Here is a 23,191-nt window from a genome sequence, read left to right as displayed (position 1 = left end):
ATGAAGACTTTAACCTTTATCTTTCTTCTTACCCTTATTGGGAGCATTAGCTTTGCTCAAAATGCCCGGGGCAGATTGATAATTGAGAGTTTAAAACGTCAATTGACCATTGCTAAGCACGATACAAGTCGCGTTCTTATTATGGCACAATTATGTAATAGTTACCGTGTTCCACAACCTGATTCCGCCTTGGTGTTTGGACAGCAGGCGTTGACATTGGCACAACAAATCAAATTCCCAAAAGGAGAAATACGGGCATTGGCTTACATGGGGCGATTACAGTTAGATGTAGGAAGTTTGCCTCAATCACTGAAGATGCAATTCAAAGCTTTACAAATTGCGGAGGACAATCACTTGTCAGCCGAAAGAGCTTTGCCGTTTAGTTATATTGGTAGTGTTTACTCTACATTGGGCAACTATCCGAAAGCAATCAGCTATTACCGACAGTCAATGTTGGTCTCTGAAGCAAATCATGACTATCAACGGGTGAGAGCTCAAAAAATGAGTATCGGAAATGCCTTTGAGAAAATGAATCAATTGGATTCGGCGCTGTATTATGGGCAACAAGCGTATGAGGAAATGGCTCGGGCTGGAAATGGAATTAATCCGATTGTGTTTACAAATTTAGGGAACATTCAGGCCAAATTGGGTAATAATCGCCTTGCAATGGAATATTATCGAAAAAGTCTCCAAGTGCAAGGTGAGGATGGGAGACAAGTGACTGGTAGCTTTCTGAATCAAATTGCCCAATTATACCAGAAAGAAAATCAACTTGATTCGAGTATTTATTATGCGCAAAAAGGATTGGCAGAATCCAAATTGAATTCGTCTAAACAGGGTATTTTAGCTAGCAGCACTTTACTGTCAGAATTATACGAAGCCAAAGACCCAATCAAGGCGTTCTATTATCATAAGATGGCCGCAGCAGCCAAAGACAGTTTGTTTGGGCCACGACAACTGCAAGCCTTGCAAACCATCGTTGTGGATGAGCAAGTACGGCAGAGAGAAGCTGAAGTCCAAAGAATTGCCTATCAAACTCAAATAAGGCAATATGCTTTTTTAGCAGGTTTGGGCGTACTTCTTATGATTGCCTTTATTCTTTACCGTAACAATAAGCAACAAAAGAAAGCCAATCACCTACTTCACCGCCAAAAAGAGGAAATCAATTTTCAACGCGACAAAGCCGAAAAAGCCCTCACCGAACTCCGCTCCACCCAAGCCCAACTCATTCAAAAAGAAAAACTCGCCAGCTTGGGCGAACTCACGGCGGGCATTGCCCATGAGATACAAAACCCATTGAATTTCGTCAATAACTTCTCGGAACTCAGTGTTGATTTAGCTCAGGAACTCAAAGAAGAAGTAGAAAAACGGGACATTGACAAGGAACTGGTCAGTGATTTAGTGGGTGACTTAGTTCAAAACCAAGAGAAAATCAACTTTCACGGCAAGCGTGCGTCAAGCATTGTGAAAGGCATGTTGGAGCATTCTCGCCAATCGACAGGCGAACGAACACTCACCGACATTAACCAATTGGCGGATGAATACTTACGCCTCGCCTATCATGGTTTTCGGGCAAAAGATAAAGACGGTTCGGTGACCCGATTTAACTCTGATTATGAGTTGATTAGAGATGAAGGTTTGCCAAAAATTGAAGTAGTACCGCAGGAAATAGGCAGGGTATTGTTGAACCTAATCAATAATGCGTTTTATGCCGTCAACGAGCGTGCTAAAAAGGGAGAAGCCGATTATCAACCCAAAGTAACGGTCACGACAAATGTTGCTGAGAACTGGGTTGAGATACGGGTCAGTGATAACGGCATAGGGATGTCAGAAGCCACCAAGTCCAAAATCTTCCAACCTTTCTTCACCACCAAACCCACGGGCGAAGGCACGGGTTTGGGGCTGAGTTTGGCGTATGATATTGTGACGAAGGGGCATGGCGGGACACTGGAAGTTAAAAGTCAACTCAACGATTATACTGAGTTTATAATTACCTTACCCTTTACAATACTATCATGAAAAGGCAGCTATTGCTACTATTATTATGGGCTTCCCCCCAATTTATTATAATGGGGCAAAATGCCCGAATTGATAGCTTACGGCGTATTTTAGCCAAAAGTCCAAAAGACACTGGCTATGTAATGACCATGACAAGATTGGCGGTTATCTACACCGCTCACTCCTCCGACTCCAGTATGAAATTTGCTCAGCAATCTTTGCTGCTGGCTCGTCAACTCGGCTTTGCCAAGGGTGAATCAAGCGCATTGGGAGCACTTGGTAACATCACCCGACTAAACGGAGATTTACCGCAAGCATTAGACTATTCATTTAAAGCATTGACTCTCGCTCAAACTTTGAATGACCCTGTACAAGTAGGTTGGCAATTGAACCAAGTGGGGGTTATTTACCTTGATTTAGGGGAAAAACGCAAAGCACTTCACTATTTTCAACAGGCAAAAAAATATTTTGAAGAAAGTGGGTTCAAAACCGGCATGGCTCAAGCGTTAAGCAACATGACCAATACCTATATAAGCTTGCACTTGATTGATTCTGCCAAAATTGTCAATCAGCAGGTGCAGCAATTGAATAAGCTCACTCCCCTTCCTATTATCAGTCAAATCTCTCAATTAAATCGCTCGGCACAAATTGCTTTTTTGGATAAACACTACCCTGAAGCCCTCAGGCTTTACAAACAGGCCCTGACTATGGCACTATCGGAAAAAGATATTCGCCGTGCATCCAGTGCTCAGTTGAGTATTGCAGAACTCTTTGACCAAATACAGCAAGTTGACTCAGCCTTTTATTACGCTCAACTTGGGTTGGTCAACAGCCGTCAGTTAGATTTAAAAGTAAACTACCTGCGTGCTGCCAATTTGCTGACCCGACTTTACAAATCAGAAAACAAGCTCGACAGCGCCTTTTATTATCAATCAATCGCCAAAGCCATCAATGATAGTCTATATGGTCCCGATAAATTCCGACAACTTCAATTGTTTGTCCTGAGCGAACAACAAAAACAACAGGACTTGATCAACGAACACAAGGAAAACCAAAATAGAGTACGATTTTATACGGTACTTGCCGGGTTGACAGTTGTTTTGTTTTTAGCATTTATTCTCTGGCGTAACAATAAGCAACAAAAGAAAGCCAATCACCTACTTCACCGCCAAAAGGAAGAAATCAATCTTCAACGCGACAAAGCCGAAAAAGCCCTAACCGACCTCCGCTCCACCCAATCTCAACTCATCCAAAAGGAAAAACTGGCATCTCTCGGTGAACTCACGGCAGGCATCGCCCACGAGATTCAAAACCCATTGAATTTCGTCAATAACTTCTCGGAACTCAGTGTTGATTTAGCTCAGGAACTCAAAGAAGAAGTAGAAAAACGGGACATTGACAAGGAACTGGTCAGTGATTTAGTGGGTGACTTAGTTCAAAACCAAGAGAAAATCAACCTTCACGGCAAGCGTGCGTCAAGCATTGTGAAAGGCATGTTGGAGCATTCTCGCCAATCGACAGGCGAACGAACACTCACCGACATTAACCAATTGGCGGATGAATACTTACGCCTCGCCTATCATGGTTTTCGGGCAAAAGATAAAGACGGTTCGGTGACCCGATTTAACTCTGATTATGAGTTGATTAGAGATGAAGGTTTGCCAAGGATTGAGGTTGTTGCGCAGGAAATCGGCAGGGTTTTATTGAACCTAATCAATAATGCGTTTTATGCCGTAAACGAGCGTGCTAAAAAGGGAGAAGCCGATTATCAACCCAAAGTAACGGTCACGACAAATGTTGCTGAGAACTGGGTTGAGATACGGGTCAGTGACAACGGCATAGGTATGTCTGAAGCCACCAAATCCAAAATTTTCCAACCCTTCTTCACGACCAAACCCACGGGCGAAGGCACGGGCTTAGGGCTGAGTTTGGCCTATGATATTGTGACCAAGGGGCACGGGGGAATGATTGAAGTAGAGAGTAAGGAGGGCGAAGGGACGACTTTTATAATGCGATTGCCTAATCTATAAACGATTGATATTCAAAGAAAACCTACCCATATCTCGTATGAAAAACACTACATCTCTGCTTGTTATCAGTATCCTGAAGGTGTCTTGTATTAGCTTATTCATCTTATCTCAGTACGCGTGTCGTCAATCCGAAAACAAAGGCAATGAGTCTCATCAATTGTTAGTCGTGGAGGCGAAGGGTTATAAAACCCCAGCTGACAGTCTAGCGCCGCCCAAAGTAATCCCCGTGACGGCAGCTGACTTTAAAATCACAACTGTGGGGGCTCTAAAATCAATTCCAGCTAATACCAATATTTATGCAGCAATTGCGAAAAAGCCCTTCAAACTGACCGCCCCCACCATTTGTACACCTGGCAAAGATTCATTCTTGTTACCTATTATCTCTGAGGCGATTGATACCCAAATTACGGTAGGGCCGAGAGAAGTAGTAGTGGCCAAAGATATGGCCATCAAAGACCCAAATCCTGCTAATTTTAGCTACTACACCAAACTGCAAGGGTTGCGACACCCCTCCGTACATACTTTGATTCAAGACAAGGCTGGCAATATTTGGATAGGTATGAGGGGAGGAGGTTTGAGCAGGTTTGACGGACAAAACTTTACCCATTTTTCCAATATTCCCGCCACCAACGGCCACCGAGTCATGACTTTGATTGAAGATAGCTCGGGCAATATGTGGTTTGGGTCAGAAAAAGAGGGCTTGTTTAAGTACGATGGTCAACATTTTAGGTACATCGTAGATAAGAAAAATACGCGAATGGGGCACGTCCGAACCATGTTGCAAGACCGAAAAGGAACGATTTGGTTTGGTACCACCAAAGGGGGGATAGGTCGGTACGATGGCAAAAATTTTGCGATGTACTCTACCAAACAGGGGCTTTCAGGCAACACGGTCAGGCATCTTATTGAAGACCGCCACGGAAACCTCTGGATAGCTACTGAAAAGGGTGTTGATAAATTTGACGGACAAAGTTTTTTCCATTATACTAATCAAAACGGTCTGCCCGCCCAAGGTATTCGGTGTTTGTTGGAAGATAAAGCTGGCAACATCTGGATGGGCACCGACAGCACGGGCCTGATAAAATACGATGGAAAACAGTTTTTCAATTTTACCCAAAAAGAAGGATTAAGTCATAATACGATTAGCACCTTGCTAGAAGACCGGACTGGCAACGTCTGGTTAGGTACCGAAGGCGCGGGAGTCGTCAAGTACGACGGGAAACAGTTTACGCACTATGGCCCGAAAGAAGGATTTCCTGATAGAGAAGTATTATGTATGCTGGAAGACCGTTCGGGCAACATCTGGTTTGGGAATTATGGTAGTTTGACCAAACTTAGCGGCATTCCTTTTAATCACTTTACGGACAAGGAGGGCTTGTTATTCAACCGAAACTGGAGCATTTTGGAGGATAAAAAAGGGAATATGTGGTTTGGCTCGCAAGCGGGTCTGTGCAAATATGATGGTAAACATTTTACACATTATACTTCCATAAAAGGCTTACCCTCACCACAAACGGTGCGCTCCATCGCCGAAGACCGCCAGGGAAATATATGGCTAGGTTTGGGCGATGGAGGCGGGGGCTTCGCAAAATTTGACGGCAAGAAGTTTTACTACTATAAAGACCCAAACAGCGAAAGAGGAAACGCCATACAGGATATAATGGAAGATAGGCACGGCAATCTGTGGATGGCTAATTATGGGTCGGGTGTTTATAAATATGATGGTAAGAGCATTACTGTTTTTACCACCAAACAGGGACTTCCTTCCAACATTACTAATAGCCTCACCGAAGACCGACACGGCAACATCTGGATTGGGACAAGTGACGCTGGAATCGCCAAATACGACGGCAAACAATTTACCTGTTATACCACCAAAGACGGATTGCCGCACAACAGTGTTTGGGCAAGCCACGAAGACAAAGCGGGCAATATATGGTTTGGTACTTCAGAAGGCGCTGCCCGATACGATGGGAAATATTTTACGGCTTTTACCCACAAAGAAGGACTTTCGGAAATATACCCGCTCACACTTACCGAAGACCACGAAGGCAATATGTGGTTTGTGACTCGTAACGGTCTTAATAAATTACCCAAAGAAAAAGCCCTAAAATCTTACTTAAAAACAACACCCAATGCATTGGGCATTGATGAAAACCTAAACTTATTTAAAAGCTTTGGGTACGGTGATGGTTTTTTGGGGATGGGAGGTCAAAGTGGAAATACCATTATTGCCGACCGAGCAGGCAACATTTGGGCTTGCTCAAATGACAGAGTTACGGTGTATTATACAAGCAGAGAGGTGAAAAAAAATGCCCCTCCCAAAACTCGGCTCACTGGTATTTCGCTGTATAATGAGCCCGTAGATTGGAACACACTTATCAACAATCCAGATACTAGCATAGTGCTGGGAAATGGTGTACAAGTGGGTGATATTCGGGTAGATAGTACCATTAAATGGCAAGCATTGCCAGGAGGTCTAAGCCTGCCTTATGATAACAACTACCTGACTTTTCATTTTATCGGTATCACGATGCATCAGTCAGATAAAGTAAAATACCGATACTTCTTGGAAGGTAACGACCGGAGCTGGAGTAGTCTTTCCAGTAGCAACCGAGCTTCGTACAGTAACCTTTCGCCGGGTAGGTACACCTTCAAAGCAAAAGCACTCAGCAGCGTTGGCGAGTGGAGCAACGAGTATCAGTACACTTTCTCGATTCGGCCTCCGTGGTGGGCTACTTGGTGGGCTTATTTGATTTACGCTTTACTGTTTTTAAGTGGATTGAGAGCTTATATTGTGTTCCGTTCACGGCAGTTAGTGAAAAAAAACCAAATGTTGGAACACAAGGTAAATATTCGTACCCGTGAATTAGAAGACTCTCTCAATAAACTCAAATCTACCCAAGCTCAACTGATTCAATCGGAAAAAATGGCCAGCCTCGGCGAGCTTACGGCAGGTATTGCCCACGAGATTCAGAATCCATTGAACTTTGTCAATAACTTCTCGGAAATGAGCGTTGAGCTTGCCCAAGAATTGAAAGAAGAAGTAGAAAAGCCAGAAATAGATAAAGACGCTATCTTGGATTTAGTGACAGATTTAAGCCAAAACCAGCAAAAAATCAGCCACCACGGCAAACGTGCAAGCAGTATTGTGAAAGGAATGCTAGAACACTCAAGAGCAGGTATGAGCATAAAAGAGCTTACCGACCTTAATAAACTGGCAGATGAGTCTTTGCGGCTTTCTTATCATGGATTAAGAGCTAAAGATAGTAGATTTAATGCTGATTATGAGTTGATTATAGATGAAAGCTTGCCAAAAATCGAGATTGTTCCACAGGAAATCGGGCGGGTGTTGTTGAATTTGATAAACAACGCTTTTTATGCCGTCAAAGTTGGTAACGCAGACGCGTCTGTGGTTCAAAACCGCCGATTGGTCAGCAATGGCGGCGCAGTCGCTGCCGACGTTAGTTACTCGCCTAAAGTTATTGTCAGCACCCAAGCTATTGATAATCAAGTTGTCATCCAAGTGAAAGACAACGGTATAGGAATGTCGAAAGAAGTGCAGGCCAAAATTTTTCAACCCTTTTTCACGACCAAACCCACGGGCGAAGGCACGGGCTTGGGGCTGAGTTTGGCGTATGATATTGTGACGAAGGGGCACGGCGGGACGATTGAGGTAGAGAGTGTAGAGGGCGAGGGTACGACGTTTATTGTGAAGCTGCCAATAGTTTAAAATAATACATTTCTGCTATATTTGGTTGATTTTTTAACCTTTTAACCTCTCTTACCTAATGAAAAGCGCTCTTGCCTTCACCCTTCTTTTGTTATTTGTCGGTGTTTTTGCAATGGCCCAAGTGCCTATCGATACCGCTCCCAAGACAAGCTCTGGTATTGATTTTCTGTCGGTTGGTATTGGCTTAGTGATTGGTGTTATCATTGGCTACTTACTTGGCTCGCGCATGAAAAAATAATCAATTAGATGTGATTCATGCTCACCAACAGTGGCACAATACGCCCTCGTTGCTGGTTTTTTAAGAAGAAGCCCATTTTCTTTTCTTTGTAATTGACTTGTTGGTAAGGCAATAGCGTATCGCCAAAAGTCTCAATGATACGATCGGGAAATGGGCCTTTTGCTTCGTTGATTTTCTTTACGTAGCCATCTATGTCAATGGCTTTGTCCGAAAACAAAAATAACCAATACTCGGTCCCTTTGGGGTCGATGAGGGTGAGAAGTTCGTCGCTGGGTAAGTCCAACTTGGTATTGGTTCCGATGAGGGGGCTAAAATTATTGTTGGGAAATAGCTTGGTGGTGATGTTTTCGGTGGCATTGGCGGCTATCATATAGACGTAAGTCTGCTTTGATACGTTGGCACTAAATTTATAAGGTGTACCCGTCCGCTGCGGTTTTTTGAAGGTGTAGGCCGTGAGTTTGGCGTTGGCATTAGCGCGCACTACCTCTTCTTGGGTGCCCGTTACAAAGGTCCCCACCGAAATTGTCAAATCGACTGAAAGTGCATTTTGTGCGACATTAAGTGGTTCTATGTAAGCCTGATAGCCATACTTTACATACTTTTTATAGTCGGCGTAGGTCATCCAAAAGTAGCCGCTCTCGCCCCAAGAGTCGCCCCAACTATTGACCAATCTGAATGCACCACCGAATTTTTTGTCGTCGTAGCCTATCACACACAAGGCGTGGCCGTAGCTCAGGGTGGTAGAAGCATTGGTGGCAGGTTTCCACTGACTGATTTGGGCCTGGGCTGTTGAAGACCCAAAAAATGCCATCCCGCGCGAGAAAAAGGTATTTCTGAGCGATAAGTCGTTGAACGAAGAGGTGGTCTGGATGCCTACTACAACAGGGGAAAGCTCCGAAAGGGCTTTCTTAGTGGTGACCACTACGTTTTCTTCGCGGTCGGTGATGCCAAATAGTTTGACATAATCCAAAATTTTAGAATCGTTTTTGAGCGCTATCGGCTTGTTGGGGGCACAATAAGGATAGGGTTGTTCAGAAAGTTTGGGCAAACCGTTTTGTTTGAGATATTCCAACGCCTCGGCAATGTCGGCTCCGAGCATACAGGTATTGTCTGTAAGCGGTTTGATGCTGTTGTAGAGAAAAGACGGCGAAAACCGTAGTTTATCAATCTCAATTTTTTTAGTCAATCTTCTACGTTGGGCCTCCAGCATAGTGCGCATGTAATATCCTACCGACACCCCCACGCAGGTGCCCAATTCGCCCTGGTCCATCACCGATGGGGCATAAACTGAGAGGTCTATTCTGCTAGGTAAGCTACGTACCGCCTGTGCAGAGCGTTTTTGAGGCATTCCCTGATAGGTATTGTCGTTGAACATCATACCCTGCGCAAACACCCCAACAGGGCACCTGAAGAGGAAAAAAATGAGCAATAGTTTTTTCATAAATATAGGTTATCTAGGCCGGTTAATTTCTCCCCAAAACTCAACAATAGCCACCTGTTCGACGAGTGGCCACTTCGCCCTTGGATTGGAGGCATTGACTTCCATTTTTTCAATAAACAAATATTCTTTGTCAAGAACCATCATCTCGTACTTGGGATTTCTTTTGGCTAAGTGTATGTCGTCTAAGTATTGTTTCAGTGGATAGGTCTTTACTTCGGGAATTGCGGTGTTTAGATAATAGCTACTCAAAGATACGGTAGCAGTTGGGGCAAAATAGGACATAATTTTCCGTCTGATTTGGGCGCGTTGTACTGAGTCTCTGTTTTGGCTCAATCCATTGAGTAATCCATTTAGCACGGTGGTTTGGGACACCAAAGAGTCGGGTATGGGGCCAATGATTACGTTGGCGGCGGCACCTTTGCACGATTTGATTTCCAAAACGGGCGTTTGGCTTATCCCCATATCGTAGAAATACTGACCCATAAACATCGAAGTAAGACTTTGCAGCTGTTGGAAAGATGTTCTTTGCAGCGCAGACGAGTCGGCGGGAGTGAGCATTGTTTCAAAAGCCCGATGAAATGAACTTGTAAACAGCGATGGTCCATCTGACGTAATCCACGAAGATTCGTAAGGGAGCGAACTACCCATCTTGATAATGCCGCAGTTTTCTAAAAATAGTTTTCTAATAACAGGTCTCCTCAAATCAATCCTCAGCCCTATTGAGGCCCTTATTTTTTGTTTTTGTTTGATACTTTGCTCGCTACATTCTGCCAAAATCAAGCCCAGACGTAGCTTTTTTGCCCTTTGTTTGGCAATGAGCCAACGTTCCACTTCCCCTACAGAAAGCCCCATTTTGGGGGTATCGCGCAGCTTCCAGTTGGCAAAAAGGCTTTTGTCATCAGGCTGTGCTATGCCAAAACCAGCAAAATACACTACCACAATGTCTTTTGAGTTGGTTTTGAGGTTGACAATGGCTTTTTTGACCGCCGTCGCCGTAAATTTCGCCCCCGACAAGTAGGTGGTTTGCATGGGGTAATTCAAGCCCCATTTTACCGTTTCCATTATCTGCATCATTAGTTCTTCGTTGCGTAGATTGAGCAGGCCGAAGTTGATATCCTCTTTTTCGATGACAAATACCACGTGGAGTTTTTGGCCATACACCCAGGCGTTCATCAGCAATCCCGTAAGAATCAAGCAAAGGTTTTTCATGTTGGGTTTTTGGGAAAGGTAGTGGTTTTCAGCAAATCAGGCAAGTTTTTTGAGCAAAATACGGGCGCATTTATACCTTTGTTAAACAACGCTATTATATGAAAAACCTAACTTACATCATCTCTCTGTGGTTGTCTTACTTTGGTGCCGTTGGTCAGCATAATAGCCTTACCGACAGTCTCAAAAATATGCTCACTCAGCCCATGCCAGATACCAGTAAAGTGCTAATCCTCGACCAACTGGGGCGCAGCCTGATGTACTCGCAGCCCGTAGAAGCCATGAAATACGCACAAGAAGGACTAAAACTGGCCAATCAGAGTAATTATAACAAGGGTAAAGCACGAGTTTTGAATCGAATCGGCTCAATTTTACGCATTTCGGGCAACTACACCAAGTCACTGGAATCGCACTTGGCTTCTATCAAAGTGGCGCAAGAAAGTCAAGACAGAGATGCCTTAGCCCGAACCTACAATAACATCGGTATTTTGTATTCAGAACAGAAAAATCATGTTCAAGCCATTGAATACTACCAAAAAACCAGAAAACTTGCCGAAGAACTGAAAGACGATAATCTCAAAAATATCGCTTTGGCCAATATTGGCATGGACTACTCTTTCTTGAATCAATTGGATTCCGCGCTATTTTACACCCAAATAGCCTACCAAATGTCTAAAGAAGGCAAGGGCGGCGATCTCAACGTAAACTTGGTCAACCTGGGTAATATCTACAAGCGAATGGGCAAAGACGAAATAGCGCTGCGCTATTACAAAAACAGCATTCCGAAGTCTATCACCGCTGAAAATCACCGGGCGTTGAGCCAAACTTACTTAGACATTGCCGAAATTTTTAGAAAACTCAACCGCAGCGATTCGACCATTTTTTATGCCCAAAATGCCTTACAATTAGCTCAAGATGCCAATATTATTCCAACGGTGGTAAACGCCAGTTACTTGTTATCGTCAGTCTATGAGTCTATCAACAAAGCCCGCGCTTTCGACTACCTCAAAATGGCGTGGGTGGCTAAAGATAGTATACTGAGCATCGACAAAGTGAAAAATTTTCAGAAGGTAGAATTTAACGAACAGCTCAGACAACAGGAAATCAAACAAGCCGAACAAGCCTATCAAAACCGCGTCAAAGTATATGCAATGGCGAGCGTATTAGTAGTGTTTTTTGTAGTGTTGCTGCTTTTGTATCGCAACATCCGACTCAAACAAAAAGCAAATGCCTTGCTCCAACACCAGCGCGACGAAATAAACCTCCAACGCAACAAAGCCGAAGAAGCTCTTACCCAACTCCGCTCCACTCAATCCCAACTCATCCAAAAAGAAAAGCTCGCCAGCCTTGGCGAACTCACCGCAGGCATCGCCCACGAGATTCAGAATCCATTGAATTTCGTCAATAACTTCTCGGAATTGAGCGTGGATTTGGTTTCAGAGTTATTGGAAGAACGGAACAAGGTATACGGAGAACGGGATGAAGAGCTGGAAAAAGATTTATTGAATGACCTCGCTCAAAATCAAGAGAAAATCAACCTTCACGGCAAACGGGCATCAAGTATTGTGAAAGGGATGTTGGAGCATTCCCGCCAATCAACGGGAGAGCGAGAGTTGACGGATATAAATCAATTGGCGGATGAGTACCTGCGTCTGGCCTACCATGGTTTTCGAGCAAAAGACAAAGATGGTTCGGTGACCCAATTTAATGCTGAATATGAGTTGATTACGGATAGAAACTTGCCAAAAATTGAAGTGGTTCCACAGGAAATAGGTAGGGTTTTGCTGAATCTGATTAACAACGCATTTTACGCAGTCAACGTCGGTAGCATAAACGTCGGCAGCGTTCTGAACGCTGCCGACGTTGGTTACTCACCCAAAGTTGTTGTCAGTACCCAAGTTGTTGATAATCATGTTGAAATCCGAGTTAAAGACAACGGTATAGGGATGTCAGAAGCTACCAAGTCCAAAATCTTTCAACCCTTTTTTACGACCAAACCCACGGGCGAAGGCACGGGCTTGGGGCTGAGTTTGGCGTATTATATTGTGACGAAAGGCCATGGCGGAACGATTGAATGTGAGAGTATAGAGGGCGAGGGGACGACGTTTAGGGTGGAATTGCCTATCAAGTAACAATAATCACGAGCGATAACATGATAAAACGCATTCTTCGGGCCATACTTTTCAACCTTGTTTGTTTTTCGGGGTTTGGGCAGGATACTACGCTCGTCTTGTCCAAAAAAATGTTTGCACAAGATGAGCAACTGGTTATTTCTTCCATGCACGGCTGGGTATTTAAGTCAGGAAATAATGCCGATTGGTCAAAAAAGAACCTCAATACTTCCGATTGGCAACATTTTCGCCCAGCAGATATACCTGTCCGCTACGCCGATTCATCAGGGTTGGTAGAGGGTTGGTTTCGGCTCAGAGTGAAGTTGGATTCAACTTTCTATCATTTTCCCCTCAGCTTGTCTAAAGAAACATGGGCGGCAATTGATGTGTATCTGGATGGACAATTGATTCATTCTTACGGTAATACAGGGCGCGATGGGAAGCCGTTTGAAGAGCATAACCCGTATTATGTACTGCCGGTGCCTGTACAATTACAACCTCAGCAAGCGCATTTGATTGCGATTCATATCGTGGACGAGACTTCGCAATTACAACCCCTGATGTTGCCATCATTGCCTCGCTCGGGGCAGATGCTCTCGCTTACGGGTGCTAAATACACGACCTTGATGCACCAACGGGCCGAGAATAACGCCGTCTATACCGCCACTTGGTTGTTTGTTTCTTTACTGATTGCATTACTGCTTTGGCTGTTGTCTTTTCTGAATCTATACGAGAAGAAAATCATTCACTTGATTGCCATTGTTCAATCCCTGATTTCTGTGGAAATGCTGGCGCGTTTTTTACTTAATTTTAGCCTTTCTCACCAAGAATTATTGGTTAATGCGCTGGTATTGAGCCTGACCGCCTGGACAAGCAACGGTTTTGCGATTGTTGCCTTGGCGATGGCTTTACGCATTAAAATCTCCCGAGGATGGTCTGTCGTCATCATTGGTATACACGCTCTGGGAGGTTTTCTAAATGTATATGTGTTTGACGGAACGTTGATTGATTATTATTTGCCGATACAGTTTTGTATCTTCATAGCGCTCATTTTACTCGGGCGAGACAACATCAAAGGCGCTTCCCGGGCCCTTATTATTGGGGTGATAGTGGCAAGTTGTTTTGCGATATTAATGGCATTTTTTGATTATAACGACACCCCTTACAACTATAATATGTTGCTGACGGGGGTTCGCATTTCTTTCCCGATTTCATTGGTGGTGTATGTGTCGCTGCTGATGAAGGAGCTGTTGATTGACATACAACAGCAGGCCAACAAACTCGTCAAAGTCAGTGAAGAGAAAAAACAACTGCTCGCTAACCAAAATATACTGCTCGAACAACAGGTACAACAACGCACGGCCGAGCTGAGAGCCTCGCAGGAAGACCTCGAAAAAACCTTAAATCACCTTAAAAATACGCAAGAAGAACTCATCAGGCAGGAAAAGTTGGCTTCGGTTGGACAACTCACGAAGGGTATCGTTGACCGTATTCTGAATCCGCTCAACTACATCAACAATTTCTCAGAATCCTCAAGCCTTTTGGTGGATGAACTCAACGAAATGCTTGAAAAGCACAAAGACGCCGTACCAGAAAGTATAAAAGAAGAGTTTTTGAGTGTCGTAGACCTTATTAAAAGCAGTGTGATAAAAATTTACGAGCATGGTGCTACTACAACGAGAATTGTAAAAGACATGCAAAAGCTATTGAAAGAAAAATCAAAAGACTTTTTGCAAACTGACCTCAATGTTTTTGTCGAAAATGAAGCCAAATGTGTTTATGATGAAATAAAAGTAAATTATCCCGATTTTAGGGTGGAACTACTCCTTGACTTGGCAAAACAACCCCTCGAAACCAAGATTCTACCGCCCGAATTTGGGGAAGTGATTGTGGCACTAATTGATAATTCATTTTATGCCCTTGCCGACAGAAGCGTGACCGATAAAGCCTTTAGTCCTCAGATCAAAATATCGACGGAATTGGTGAATGATGACATTATTTTAAAAGTAAAAGACAATGGAACGGGTGTTTCACCGCGTGATTTGGAAAGGCTTTGCAATCCTTTTTTTACCACCAAACCCACCTCAAAAGGCACAGGTTTGGGTCTGTTTATGAGCAAAGACATCATAGAAATACACAAGGGTGAAATTAAAATTGATTCAGAAGAGGGCAAATTCACGGAAGTAATAATGGTCTTGCCAACGCTGAATAAGATTTCATCGGAAATATAAAACGCCTCCGAAGAAATAAGTAAAATGAGATAAAGTTTGCCTGTGAAAAGAACGAAATTAGGCCTGTGATTAGGTAACCAATCGACTCTTAAACCCTAAACAAAATATCAAAATGAACCGAATTTCTCCTCTTTTCTTTTTGGCTTTTCACCTTTTGAATGGCCTGACTATCAACGCCCAAGATGCACGCAATAAAATGATTGCGCGGGGCGCTCAACTCGAATTGAAGACCGCCACTTACAAAGCGCCCCCTGGCGATGCGCTTTCGCATCATACGTCGGGCTACGCCAAAATCATGTGTTCTGCGGTGTTCATTACGGGGCTCAAACCCGAATTTGCCGCCGAGAATGTGGGGTATTTTACAAGCCCCTACGCCGAGCGGGCCAAGGTAGGTAAACCCGTCGTTGATTATGATAAAAAATCAGTTTCGATTACTTTGCCCAACGGTGTTACCCGAACCGCTATTTACGCGGGCGACCAAGGTTGCGTAACCTTGCCCGAAGGGAGTAATTCGTTGAACTACAGTCCTGTAAAAGTAGTACGTAATCTACCAAATGCCGCTACGACTCCGTGGCCCATGGGGGATGTGTTGCCCACTGACCCAATGCCTTCGGAAATTGATAGGGCCAAAGTGGAACAAGCCGTCAAGGTGGCTTTTGAACCCGCCGAGGCCCAAACGGCGGCTTTCGTCGTCACCTACAAGGGGCGCATCATCGCTGAACGTTATGGCGAAGGTATTACCAAAGATACCCCGTTGGAAAGCTGGTCGATGGGTAAAAGCCTTTCGGCAACAATTATGGGCATTTTAGTTGGTAAAGGGGTTTATAAATTAGATCAACCCGCGCCCATTCCGCAATGGCAGGGCAAAGGCGATGAAAGAGCTAAAATCCGAATCATGGACATCATGCACATGTCTAGTGGGTTGTATTGTCGTGCGCCACAAGACCCCGACTACAATCCCGCATTGGGTTATCCCGACCATTTGTACTTGTACACTGGAGCCGTAAATTCGTTTGAATACGCGGCCAATTTGCCTCAACAATGGCTACCCAATACCGTAGGCCGCTACCGTAACTCTGACCCCGTCCTGACCAACTACCTGAATCGGTTGGGAATAGAAAAAATGGGTGAAGTGTATCATACCTTTCCGCAACGGGCTTTGTTTGATAAAATTGGGGTACGCACGATGGTCATGGAAACCGACCCGTACGGCAATTTTTTGACCCAAGGCTACGAATTTGCTTCGGGTCGAGATTGGGCGAGGCTGGGAAATTTGTATTTGCAGGACGGTGTTTGGAACGGCGAACGCATTTTGCCCGAAGGTTTTACAAAGTTTGTCAGTACCCTCGCCGAACCGTGGATAGCCGACGGGCGACCTATTTATGGAGGTCTGTTTTGGATAAACGGTGATGGTGGTTTCCCAATTCCCAAAGATGCCTACATGATGTTGGGGGCTGGTGGACAGTCGGTTACGATTATTCCATCGCACGACTTAGTAGTTGTTCGTCTGGGGCATTACAAGGGCTCGCAGGCAGGAGGCGTAGCCTTGAACAAGGCATATTCGCTGCTGATGGAAGCCGTACCTGAAAAAAAGAAATGAACCAAGAAAACGAACTGGAAATGGATAAAATTGATATTTCACAAATCGTTAATCTGTTTGATTTTGAAAAATTGGCAGTGAGTAAAATGGCCAATATGGCCTATGAATACGTAGCAAGCGGGGCCGCCGACGAGTTTACGGTTCGATGGAACAGACAGGCATTGGATGCGATAAAACTCAATCCAACGGTACTTGTTGATGTCAGTCAAATAGATACCAGTACTTCACTTTTAGGGCTTGATTTGTCCCATCCAATACTCATTGCTCCGACGGCCTATCACAAAATCATGCACCCTGAAGGAGAGCTGGCCACGGCTCGTGGTGCTGGTGACGCTTCGGCCGTGTATGTAGTAAGTTCTTTTACCACAACGCCTTTGGAAGAAATAACCAGGGTGGCGACTCAACCGCTGTGGCTTCAGTTGTACGTCAGAGACGACCGACACTTTACCAAAGACCTTGTTCAAGAAGCTGAATACCAAGGGTGTAGAGCACTATGCATTACGGTAGACACGCCCGTGGCGGGTGCTCGTAATCGTCAACAAAGAGTCAATTTTGCCCTGCCTCATGGTATACATACGCCCCACATGCAAGATGCTTTTGCCCTCACAAAATCCCTTACGTGGAAAGACATTGAATGGCTGAAATCCTTCGCCAAAATCCCCGTGTTGCTCAAAGGGATTTTAAATCCCGAAGACGCCGAAAAAGCGGTTCAGTCGGGAGTCTCGGGTATTATCGTCTCTAACCACAGCGGACGAAATCTGGACACCGTGCCCGCCACCATCGAAGCGCTTCCGCGCATTGCCGAAAAAGTAAACAAAAGAATCCCGATATTGATGGATGGCGGCATACGGCGCGGAACCGATGTACTGAAAGCCATTGCTTTGGGCGCAAATGCCGTATTGGTGGGCAAACCCATCTGTTTCGGGCTGGCCTGTGGCGGGGCCGAAGGCGTAACGAAGGTATTGGAAATACTCCGAAATGAATTTGAACTGGCGATGGCACTCACGGGTAAAACCACGATTGCCAGTATAGATTCCTCGGTGATATGGAAATAGTTGATGTATTAAGTCGCTGTTTATTAATGACTTTGCGTGACTATTTAAACCTATCTATTGTAAAATTGACAAAATAATAACCACTAAAAACCAACTATGAAAAATCGAAAATCTACTTTGCGTCTCCTTGGGCTTTTTATTTGTTTCACGCTCATTTTTAGTGCTGTTTATGCCCAAGAGGAAGACGCGGGCAGGAGTGGAAAAGTAGAAGCCGCTTATCTAAAAGAAGCAGAGCAACTGACCAAAAACAAGCAAATTCAAAAAGCTTTTCAATCCATTTTGGCACAAAACAAACGCAATCGGGACGAGCTCATTATGTTGACGGAGATTCCCGCCCCGCCGTTTTTGGAAACCAAACGCGCTATTCGGTTTGCTTCTATGCTCAAAGAAGCGGGCGCAGACTCGGTTTGGACGGACAAAGTGGGCAACGTAATTGCGCTGCGCAAAGGCAAAAAACGCAATCGTACCGTCGCTCTTGACGCCCACTTAGACACGGTATTCCCGCTTGAAACCGATGTAAAAGTAAAAATCAAAGGTGATACCCTCTTTGCCCCTGGCATAGGCGACAATACGCAAGGTTTGGTCTTGGTGGTGTCGGTTTTGAGAGCACTGGAAGAAGCTAAAATAGAGACCGAAGCAGATGTATTGTTCATAGGCTCCGTGGGCGAAGAAGGATTGGGTGATTTGAGAGGTGTAAAATACCTATTCACCGACCAAAGCCCGCGCATTGATTCGTGGATTGCCGTGGACGGCGGAGAGCTTGGGCGGATGAGCAACATGGGATTGGGTTCCTACCGTTATCGGGTTACGTTCAAAGGCCCCGGTGGCCACTCGTGGGGGGCATTTGGTTTGGCCAATCCCCAACATGCCTTGGGTTCAGCCATCCATTATTTTTCAAAAGTCGCCGACAAATTTACCCGGACGGGCGCCCGTACCAGCTACAATGTAGGCAGAATCGGCGGCGGTACGTCGGTCAATTCCATTGCTTTTGAGTCTTGGATGGAAGTGGATATGCGCTCCGAAATCCCCGAAAACCTCAATTTAGTGGACTCGCTTTTAAAAGCATCGGTACAGCAGGCCCTTCAAGAACACAATACCATGAAACGCATGGGCCCCGCATTGACGGTAGAAATCAAAAAAATCGGCGACCGTCCTTCGGGCGAGCTTCCCGAGAATTTACCCCTCGTTCAGCGCGCTATGGCCGCCATCACTACTTTCGGAGTGAGCCCAAAAATTGGTCGTGGTTCGACCAATTCAAATACCCCTATTTCAAAGGGAATCCCTGCCGTTACCCTAGGGCGAGGGGGTAAATCAAGCAATGCGCACGCCCTCAACGAATGGTGGTACGATGACGAAGCCTACAAATCCATTCAGGCGGCATTGCTGACGCTGGTTTCTGAAGCAGGAATGGTCAATCCTTAATTAAAAACTGTATGAAAAACTACATCCTTATCAGTATCGTACTCTCTTTCAGTCAAACAAAGGCCCAATTTTTCAGGAAAGACAATGGCTTGGCGCATACGTTTTCGATAGTGGCCCGCGACGAAAAAACGGGAGAAATCGCCGTCGGTGTTCAAAGTCATTGGTTCAGCGTGGGTACTTCGGTTTCGTGGGCCGAAGCGGGAGTCGGGGCCGTGGCAACCCAATCATTTACCAACAAATCGTTCGGAATCAGAGGTTTGGCGTTGCTTAAAGAAGGCAAAACGGCCCAACAGGCGTTGGATATTCTTCTGTCTGATGACCCAGGCAAGGAAGTGCGGCAAGTTGGGATTGTGGATGCAAAAGGAAACGTTGCCAATTTTACGGGCAAAAATTGCGTGGATTTTGCGGGCGATTTAAAAGGCAAAAACTACGCCGTACAATCCAACATGATGCTGACCAATGAGGTGCCTGAGGCCATGGCAAAATCGTTTGAAGCCAATGCCCGACTGCCTTTGGCCGAGCGGGTCTTGGAAGCCTTGAAGGCGGCTCAAAAAGTCGGCGGTGATATTCGAGGAAAGCAATCGGCGGCTATTTTGGTGGTGAAAGGCGAAGCAACGGGCAAACCCTGGGATGACAACCATCTGGTGGATTTGCGCGTCGACGACCACGCTGACCCGTTGGCCGAAATGGAACGATTATTAAAAACCCATCGGGCTTATGAGCACATGAACAACGGCGATTTGGCCATTGAAAACAACAACATGACCTTGGCCATGCAGGAATACGGAGCGGCCATGAAAATGTTTCCCAAAAATCTGGAAATGCAGTATTGGACGGCCATCACGCTGGCCAACGGCGGCAATGTACAAAAAGCTGCTCTGATGTTGCAAGCCATTTACGCCAAAGAACCGAACTGGCGAAAAATGACCCGAAGGTTGCCCAAAGCAGGATTGCTGACCGTCGAAGAAAAAGAGTTATCGCTGTTGTTAAAATAGCAGTGCCTTTCTTGCTGCATGAAATACAGAGTAATAGGGCGGCCTCGCCGCCTTCTCCAAAACCTTTTGAATCTGTGCTATCAATCACTAAATGAAGACATTGAACATCGACATTGATGTGAATCAAAGTCCTTCATACACTTCGCTTGTAGGCGGTAGAGTTGGGTATAACTGGGTGGCTTTAGGTTGAGTTTTATCACTTCAAATACGATGCAATTCTTAAGCCTAGTACTGCTTTGATTGACAAGGCACTCCGACTGCAATTATTAGAATACGATATACTCTCTGGAAAGCTGGTGGGGCGTTGTACTTCCAATTAGTGAATATTCTCAAGTCCTAAACAAACATCCCAATCAGATTCGTCGAAACACCTAGTGCCATAACATAATCGGAAATTTATTAGGCGTAACAGCAGATTTGGCGGCTATTAAGGCTGATTTACAATAGTTAATATTTAATCGGCTCTTTACAGCGATTATTCCATTGGTCTAAAGCTACTTTACTATGCTTTTTATCATTCAATTAGCAGCTTTTACCTATGCTTTTGGAAGATAAAGAATTGAGTAAAAATACTTTGAAAAACACGTATTTCTACGTAGTGACTGGTTTTTATATTTTGAGTCCTAATAATTGGAGCAATAAAATAATCAGGTATGTCAAGTGAGGCTAAAATGGTAAGTAGACGCCCATTTTTTGAGCGTAGCTTCGCATTAATCTCGGAGAAAGTATGAACTATACGCCAAAGCCGTATGAACTACTAAAACCATAGCCTTTTTCTATTTTTATTCAAGAAAATAGGTATTGGTTTTGGTCTATTTGTATATTCTTTTTAGTATATATTTTAAGAGTAATATCGCTTTATTTGTGTTGTACAACGCAGTTTTAGAATGATAGCGTGTTCATAATGGCACTTTTTAAGGGCTATTTGTGGAATTTATTCGCCTGATTTGTGCGATAAATTTCAAAAGCCGAGTATTTACCTGTATTGTATATTTATTCTATTTTGATTTGAGGGTATGATTGGTAGGGATATAAATATGTTTCTTATCTGCTTGGTATATTTGTTCAAATCGCAATCAACGCCTGAGCTGAAAAATAAAATCTGCATACCGTTGGATAAGTTTTTTTGTTTGTTTTTATTAAAATGCTCATTTTTAACCTCTCAGTTGTCAATAGTGATGATTAATTGACATACTGTTTTTGCAAGTTCACCTAATTGTGAGTGAGTTGCCAGATTGTTTCCTACAAGGAATACGGTAATTGTCAGCATTGTGAATTTGTTTATTTTGGTATACTAGTTATAGACGGCATGGCCGTACCCTACTTAATGAGAAAAAATATACTTTTACCTTTTAGGTTAGTATTCGATATGATTTCGGATATTTTAGCCGCATTTTTAGAAAAAAAAATGAGTTGGGCTAAACCGCGAGGAATTTCCTCTCCTGCGGTTATCCTGCCCGCGGCTTCTCCCTTCGTTTTTGTAGGTGTAATCAGTAAAAAGATATCCTGTTTTTAGTAATCACCAACCAACGTATACTTATGCCGTGGTTTGTACTTTATACTAAGTCAAGAAGTGAGAAATTGGTAGCCAATGCCCTCCAAAAAAAGGGTATTGAAGTCTACTGCCCGCTCATGAAGAGACAAAAGCAATGGTCTGACCGGGTAAAGATTGTGGAGGAGCCGTTGTTTAAATCCTACTGTTTTGTGAACCTGAGAGAAGAAGAAAGAAGCTTAGTTTTTGGGGTTTCGGGAGTGGTGAGGTATTTGTTTTGGTTGAAAAAACCCGCCATTGTCAAGCAAGCCGAGATTGACATAATTAAAGATATGTTGAATGATTTTGACCACGGTAGTATCGAGGTTGTGAGCTTAGCCGTGGCAGACCGCATCAGGATAGATTCTGGGGCATTCATTGATCATGAAGCCGAGGTAGTTTCAACCCAAGGTCGAAAAATCATTGCAAAAATAGACTCTTTGGGTATCTGTATCGCCATCGACAAGAGTAAGAATAAAATTAAGAAAATTCAGGCAATTGCCTAGCTACGTTTCCTCTCATATGGAAGGGGATAAGAGTAGTAATGACATATATTGTACATACACGATTTTATCCCTAACGGTGCGTGTATTGCATTTCAATAAAACCTAGATCCTATACCAAAAATGGGATTGAAAGGGCGAAGCCGTAAAAAAAACTTTAATTTAAAATTAGCATTTTGTTTTTACTATATATTTGATAATCTTCCTGATATGCAGTAAAAACATCCTTAACAGTACATTTATTATGCGTTATATTCAAACTCAACCTCTACTTTTACTTTTGAGCATCGCCGTGATTTTCCAATTGTCGTCTTGCACAACGGTTCAGAAAATTACGCCTCCCAATTTGGAATATTTTCAAACAGAAAATGCCTCCTTCCCAGCTTATTTGGAGACGAACCTGCCGCAGGTTGCCAAGATTCAAAAAGATGATATTTTAGCCGTTATTGTCAGTAGTCTCAATAAAGAGTCGAATGAAATACTCAACTTTACTAATATCAACACGTTGCCAGTATCGGTATTCTCAGGAAACGTGGGGGGCGGTTCGCAGCCCTTGGGCTATCCCGTAGATTCATCAGGGACAGTAGTGATTCCTTTGATTGGTAAAATAATGCTCGGTGGTTTGACGCTGCAAAAAGCAGAGGACAAAATTCGGCAAGAGCTAGAAAAAAGCATTAAAGATCCAGTGGTCAATGTGCGTTTTATGAACCATAAATTCTCCATTTTAGGAGAGGTAGGTGCGGTAGGTACGTACAATTTGTTGGATGAACGAACGACCATTCTGGAGGCTATTGCCTTGGCAGGCGATTTGACTATTTATGGTAAGCGCGACAGCGTGACGGTGATTCGCTACGTAAACGGAAAACGCGAAATCGGTAAAGTGAATCTTCGCAACCGAACCGTGTTTACGTCGCCTTATTTCTATGTTCAAAATGGGGATTTGATTTATGTTGAACCCACCAAAGACAAGTTTATTCCGTTGCCTCCGCAGCCCCAGGCACCACCGCCAAGCGTGTTTCTCCAACGAGCGCCCATTTACCTGAGTTTGGTCTCTACGGTCGTTATTTTGTTCAGCCTTTTTACCCGTTAAGCCCAAA

At 44.1% G+C, this 23,191-nt stretch carries 14 protein-coding genes; 12 read left to right on the top strand and 2 right to left on the bottom strand.

Translation table 11 applies throughout. The features are described 5' to 3' along the window. Genes NCI00_RS02305 through NCI00_RS02285 form a run of 4 tightly spaced genes read left to right on the top strand, consistent with a single transcriptional unit; the run spans nucleotide 1 to nucleotide 7,999 of the window. Nucleotides 1-2,019 carry an ATP-binding protein gene (locus NCI00_RS02305; protein WP_253524597.1) on the top strand — a complete coding sequence of 673 codons (2,019 nt, stop codon included), beginning with the start codon at nucleotides 1-3 and terminating at the stop codon, nucleotides 2,017-2,019. Beyond that, complete coding sequence (locus tag NCI00_RS02300) at nucleotides 2,016-4,028, top strand: ATP-binding protein (RefSeq protein WP_253524594.1); 2,013 nt, start codon at nucleotides 2,016-2,018, stop codon at nucleotides 4,026-4,028. Before NCI00_RS02305 ends, NCI00_RS02300 begins: the two co-directional genes overlap by 4 nt. A 37-nt stretch (nucleotides 4,029-4,065) precedes the next feature. Then, nucleotides 4,066-7,761, top strand: coding sequence for a two-component regulator propeller domain-containing protein (locus tag NCI00_RS29480; protein ID WP_310586762.1), 3,696 nt, complete (start codon nucleotides 4,066-4,068; stop codon nucleotides 7,759-7,761). A 58-nt stretch (nucleotides 7,762-7,819) separates the two neighbouring features. Then, nucleotides 7,820-7,999 carry a hypothetical protein gene (locus NCI00_RS02285; RefSeq protein WP_253524591.1) on the top strand — a complete coding sequence of 60 codons (180 nt, stop codon included), beginning with the start codon at nucleotides 7,820-7,822 and terminating at the stop codon, nucleotides 7,997-7,999. A 4-nt stretch (nucleotides 8,000-8,003) separates the two neighbouring features. On the opposite strand, the gene NCI00_RS02280 is transcribed toward NCI00_RS02285, so the two are convergent. Further along, nucleotides 8,004-9,440, bottom strand: coding sequence for a C1 family peptidase (locus tag NCI00_RS02280; RefSeq protein ID WP_253524588.1), 1,437 nt, complete (start codon nucleotides 9,438-9,440; stop codon nucleotides 8,004-8,006). A 9-nt stretch (nucleotides 9,441-9,449) separates the two neighbouring features. After that, nucleotides 9,450-10,649 (bottom strand): hypothetical protein, encoded by a 1,200-nt coding sequence (locus NCI00_RS02275; RefSeq protein ID WP_253524586.1) that lies wholly within the window; start codon nucleotides 10,647-10,649, stop codon nucleotides 9,450-9,452. 98 nt (nucleotides 10,650-10,747) lie between these two features. Between NCI00_RS02275 and NCI00_RS02270 the strand changes: the two genes are divergently transcribed. The 8 genes from NCI00_RS02270 to NCI00_RS02235 all read left to right on the top strand — a co-directional run bounded on the left by NCI00_RS02270 (nucleotide 10,748) and on the right by NCI00_RS02235 (nucleotide 23,184). Then, the gene (locus NCI00_RS02270; RefSeq protein ID WP_253524584.1) at nucleotides 10,748-12,778 is read left to right on the top strand and encodes a tetratricopeptide repeat protein; all 2,031 of its coding nucleotides are present in this window, start codon (nucleotides 10,748-10,750) and stop codon (nucleotides 12,776-12,778) included. A gap of 20 nt (nucleotides 12,779-12,798) precedes the next feature. Beyond that, nucleotides 12,799-14,988, top strand: a complete 2,190-nt coding sequence (locus NCI00_RS02265) for a sensor histidine kinase (protein WP_253524581.1) — start codon at nucleotides 12,799-12,801, stop codon at nucleotides 14,986-14,988. Between the two features lie 112 nt (nucleotides 14,989-15,100). Beyond that, nucleotides 15,101-16,588, top strand: coding sequence for a serine hydrolase domain-containing protein (locus NCI00_RS02260; protein ID WP_253524579.1), 1,488 nt, complete (start codon nucleotides 15,101-15,103; stop codon nucleotides 16,586-16,588). After that, entirely contained in the window at nucleotides 16,585-17,643 is a 1,059-nt protein-coding gene (locus tag NCI00_RS02255) for an alpha-hydroxy acid oxidase (RefSeq protein ID WP_253524577.1), read from the top strand. Before NCI00_RS02260 ends, NCI00_RS02255 begins: the two co-directional genes overlap by 4 nt. Before the next feature lie 96 nt (nucleotides 17,644-17,739). Continuing rightward, complete coding sequence (locus NCI00_RS02250) at nucleotides 17,740-19,065, top strand: M20/M25/M40 family metallo-hydrolase (protein ID WP_253524575.1); 1,326 nt, start codon at nucleotides 17,740-17,742, stop codon at nucleotides 19,063-19,065. 11 nt (nucleotides 19,066-19,076) lie between these two features. After that, nucleotides 19,077-20,060, top strand: coding sequence for a DUF1028 domain-containing protein (locus tag NCI00_RS02245; RefSeq protein ID WP_253524572.1), 984 nt, complete (start codon nucleotides 19,077-19,079; stop codon nucleotides 20,058-20,060). Between the two features lie 1,539 nt (nucleotides 20,061-21,599). Continuing rightward, nucleotides 21,600-22,097: a UpxY family transcription antiterminator gene (locus NCI00_RS02240; RefSeq protein ID WP_253524569.1), complete on the top strand. Its 498-nt coding sequence runs from the start codon at nucleotides 21,600-21,602 to the stop codon at nucleotides 22,095-22,097. Between the two features lie 241 nt (nucleotides 22,098-22,338). Continuing rightward, a complete protein-coding gene (locus tag NCI00_RS02235; protein ID WP_253524566.1) occupies nucleotides 22,339-23,184 on the top strand; it encodes a polysaccharide biosynthesis/export family protein in 846 nt (281 codons plus the stop codon). The last annotated feature ends 7 nt before the right edge of the window (nucleotides 23,185-23,191 follow it).

Source organism: Runella salmonicolor (assembly GCF_024158025.1).
GTDB lineage: Bacteria > Bacteroidota > Bacteroidia > Cytophagales > Spirosomataceae > Runella > Runella salmonicolor.
This window is presented reverse-complemented; position numbering and strand designations above follow the sequence as displayed.